The sequence below is a fragment of the Mesorhizobium tamadayense genome, assembly GCF_003863365.1.
GTDB classification, from domain to species: Bacteria; Pseudomonadota; Alphaproteobacteria; order Rhizobiales; family Rhizobiaceae; genus Mesorhizobium; species Mesorhizobium tamadayense.
On the sequence record NZ_RQXT01000288.1, the window covers coordinates 1 to 272 of the forward strand.

1 pseudogene is annotated in these 272 nt (G+C 64.0%); it reads right to left on the minus strand.

The features are described 5' to 3' along the window. A pseudogene (locus tag EH240_RS37685) lies at positions 1-272 on the minus strand (acyl CoA:acetate/3-ketoacid CoA transferase); the annotation flags it as partial.

Genomic DNA, 272 nt, shown 5'->3' on the forward strand with positions numbered 1-272 from the left:
CGCCCCTTGGAAATATGTAAACTGGTAGGGCGAGGGCATGAAGGCGTCGGCATTCGCGGCGCAGCCAAAGGCGAAGTCTAGCAGCGGCACGCCCCCGACCGCCCCCTGTTCGATGACCCAAGTGACCGCGCCGTGCAGCCCCTCCTCCAGGAGAATGCGTGGAACGTTGGCCGAAATCCCGAAGCCGAGATTGACGGTGCTGCCCGCCTCGAGTTCCTGCGCGACGCGCCGGGCGATTACCTTCTGGATGTTGAACTCCGGCACGCGAAAAG